Here is a 3,376-nt window from a genome sequence, read left to right on the forward strand (position 1 = left end):
TTAATCGATGCCGTGGCGTTCATGGTTTTCGGTTTGCGGTCGCAAGGCCGTGAAGCGGGGGCATGATCGTACACATATAGATTATCTGGCTGAGTATATTATCCGCATGATCGACATGGGTGCTGGAGCGATCCAGTGCTGTTGTTGGTGGTGTGGACTCTCAAGCGTGAGGTAAGGGCATCTGGTGAATGCCTTGGCATGTACAGGCGATGAAGGACGTGGCACGCTGCGATAAGCGTGGGGGAGCCGTGAGCAGGCTTTGATCCCGCGATTTCCGAATGGGATAACCCACCTTCACCATTTAATTCCTGGTCCGGTTCGCCGGATTGCGAGTTAAATGGTAGAGGTATCACTAAGCTGAATAAAATAGGCTTTGGTGAAGCGAACCCGGAGAACTGAAACATCTCAGTACCCGGAGGAAAAGACATCAACCGAGATTCCGTTAGTAGTGGCGAGCGAACGCGGACCAGGCCAGCGCCTGGTGTTTAATTAGCAGAAGTGTCTGGAAAGGCACGCCATAGCGGGTGACAGCCCCGTATGCGAAAATGAAACATCAGGACTTGAGTAGGGCGGAGCACGTGAAACTCTGTCTGAACATGGGGGGACCACCCTCCAAGCCTAAATACTCGTACATGACCGATAGTGAACCAGTACCGTGAGGGAAAGGTGAAAAGCACCCCGATGAGGGGAGTGAAACAGTACCTGAAACCGGATGCCTACAAGCAGTGGGAGGGTCCTTGAGACCTGACCGCGTACCTCTTGCATAATGGGTCTGTGACTTAGTGTATCAAGCAAGCTTAAGCCGTTAGGTGTAGGCGCAGCGAAAGCGAGTCTGAATAGGGCGAATAAGTTTGATGCATTAGACCCGAAACCCGGCGATCTATGCATGACCAGGCTGAAGGTGCGGTAACACGCACTGGAGGGCCGAACCGTTCAATGTTGAAAAATTGTCGGATGAGTTGTGCTTAGGGGTGAAAGGCCAATCAAGCCGGGAAATAGCTGGTTCTCCGCGAAATCTATTGAGGTAGAGCGTCGAATGATTGCCGTTGGGGGTAGAGCACTGGATGGTTGCGGGGGTCGCGAGATCTACCAACACTAACCAAACTCCGAATACCAACGAGTCTAGTTCGGCAGACAGACGGCGGGTGCTAAGGTCCGTCGTCAAAAGGGAAACAGCCCTAACCTACAGCTAAGGTCCCCAAGTCATCACTAAGTGGGAAAGCATGTGGGATTTCCAAAACAACCAGGAGGTTGGCTTAGAAGCAGCCATCCTTTAAAGAAAGCGTAACAGCTCACTGGTCTAAATAAGAGATCCTGCGGCGAAGATGTAACGGGGCTAAAGTGATGCACCGAAGCTTAGGGTGTGCAGTTTACTGCACGCGGTAGCGGAGCGTTCCGTAGGCCGATGAAGCGATCTGGTAATGGGTCGTGGAGGTATCGGAAGTGCGAATGCAGACATGAGTAGCGATTAACAGTGTGAGATGCACTGTCGCCGAAATTCCAAGGGTTCCTGCTTAAAGCTAATCTGAGCAGGGTAAGCCGGCCCCTAAGACGAGCCCGAAGGGGGTAGTCGATGGGAACCACGTTAATATTCGTGGGCCTGGAGGTGTGTGACGGATGGTGTAAATGGTCTGGGCTTATTGGATTGCTCCAGGCTGTGAAATCGTCCCAGGAAATAGCCCCTCCGTATAGACCGTACCCTAAACCGACACAGGTGGAATGGTAGAGTATACCAAGGCGTTTGAGAGAAGTATCCTGAAGGAACTCGGCAAATTGCCTCCGTACCTTCGGAAGAAGGAGGCCCCATCTAAGCGCAAGCTCTGATGGGGGGCACAGGCCAGGGGGTAGCGACTGTTTAGCAAAAACACAGGGCTCTGCTAAGTCGGCTTCAAGACGACGTATAGGGCCTGACGCCTGCCCGGTGCTGGAAGGTTAAGAGGAGGAGTGCAAGCTCTGAATTGAAGCCCCAGTAAACGGCGGCCGTAACTATAACGGTCCTAAGGTAGCGAAATTCCTTGTCGGGTAAGTTCCGACCTGCACGAATGGCGTAACGACTTCCCCACTGTCTCCAGGATATGCTCAGCGAAATTGAATTCTCCGTGAAGATGCGGAGTACCCGCGGTTAGACGGAAAGACCCCGTGCACCTTTACTGCAGCTTCAGAGTGGCATTAGGAAAGAACTGTGTAGCATAGGTGGGAGGCTTTGAAGCGATGACGCCAGTTGTCGTGGAGCCATAGGTGAAATACCACCCTGTTGTTTTCTGATGTCTAACCTCGCACCGTTATCCGGTGCAGGGACCCTCTGTGGCGGGTAGTTTGACTGGGGCGGTCGCCTCCTAAAGAGTAACGGAGGCGCGCGATGGTGGGCTCAGGACGGTTGGAAACCGTCTGTTAGAGTGCAATGGCATAAGCCCGCCTGACTGCGAGACTGACAAGTCGAGCAGAGACGAAAGTCGGTCATAGTGATCCGGTGGTCCCTCGTGGAAGGGCCATCGCTCAACGGATAAAAGGTACGCCGGGGATAACAGGCTGATGATTCCCAAGAGCTCATATCGACGGAATCGTTTGGCACCTCGATGTCGGCTCATCACATCCTGGGGCTGGAGCAGGTCCCAAGGGTTTGGCTGTTCGCCAATTAAAGTGGTACGTGAGCTGGGTTCAGAACGTCGCGAGACAGTTTGGTCCCTATCTGCCGTGGGCGTCGAAATTTGAGAGGAGTTGACCCTAGTACGAGAGGACCGGGTTGAACATACCTCTGGTGTACCAGTCGTTCCGCCAGGAGCGCAGCTGGGTAGCTATGTATGGACGGGATAACCGCTGAAAGCATCTAAGCGGGAAGCCTCCCTCAAGATAAGATTTCATCGAGCCGTCGTAGACCACGACGTTGATAGGCTGGGTGTGGAAGTGGAGTAATCCATGAAGCTAACCAGTCCTAATTGCTCTGTTCGCGCTTAAGAGTCCCACCATCAATATCAGCACTGGAAAACAGCGCCCGATAATGATGCGGATGATTTACGCAGCCCGATAATCACCCAAAACACCGTGCACGGTATCGATTGAAAACCCTTTGTTCATGCGCCTGCTTCATTGCTTGGTGACCATAGCGTCTGTGACCCACCCGATCCCATCCCGAACTCGGCCGTGAAACCAGTCTGCGCCGATGGTACTATTGCTCAAGCACTGGAAGAGTAGGTCGTCGCCAGGCATTGAAGCACGCGCATCAACAAAGACAAAACCCATTCATGATCTCTCATAATAAGGGCGGACCCAAAAAAGGTCCGCCCTTATCCTTTGGTGGCGCGGGATGGAGCAGCCCGGTAGCTCGTCAGGCTCATAACCTGAAGGTCGCAGGTTCAAATCCTGCTCCCGCAACCAA

1 tRNA gene and 2 rRNA genes are annotated in these 3,376 nt (G+C 53.2%); all 3 read left to right on the forward strand.

The features are described 5' to 3' along the window. The first annotated feature begins 162 nt into the window (after positions 1 to 162). The 3 genes from WG908_RS16340 (at position 163) to WG908_RS16350 (ending at position 3,375) form a co-directional block, all read left to right on the forward strand. Positions 163 to 2,955 (forward strand): 23S ribosomal RNA (locus tag WG908_RS16340). Between the two features lie 135 nt (positions 2,956 to 3,090). Next, positions 3,091 to 3,205: ribosomal RNA gene (rrf, locus tag WG908_RS16345) — 5S ribosomal RNA — on the forward strand. A gap of 93 nt (positions 3,206 to 3,298) precedes the next feature. Next, a tRNA-Met gene (locus WG908_RS16350) sits at positions 3,299 to 3,375 on the forward strand. The last annotated feature ends 1 nt before the right edge of the window (position 3,376 follow it).

The sequence above is a fragment of the Sphingobium anseongense genome (assembly GCF_037725245.1).
GTDB lineage: Bacteria > Pseudomonadota > Alphaproteobacteria > Sphingomonadales > Sphingomonadaceae > Sphingobium.